The organism is Acinetobacter rongchengensis (genome assembly GCF_003611475.1).
Classification (GTDB): domain Bacteria; phylum Pseudomonadota; class Gammaproteobacteria; order Pseudomonadales; family Moraxellaceae; genus Acinetobacter; species Acinetobacter rongchengensis.
The window spans coordinates 1-205 of sequence record NZ_RAXT01000248.1 but is presented as its reverse complement, the minus strand read 5'-3'; the positions used below and the strand labels follow the sequence as shown (position 1 = coordinate 205).

General features: G+C 38.0%; 1 pseudogene. It reads left to right on the top strand.

The features are described from left to right. A pseudogene (locus D7V20_RS19750) lies at nucleotides 1-205 on the top strand (MobA/MobL family protein); the annotation flags it as partial.

Here is a 205-nt window from a genome sequence, read left to right as displayed (position 1 = left end):
GGCCACAGAAGCAAAAACACACACAGAACCACTAAAACCTCAAGAAAATCGCTTAGAGCGCAAATCAGCGCAATCTAGCCCTATTGTTCAAGACACTTCGATAAGTGATAAAAAAATTGCTGTTCGTCTTTTTGAAACTAAAGTTCACGCTTTAGCTGAAAAAATCCACCATCAGGAACTAGAAAACATCAAACAAAAAATGGGT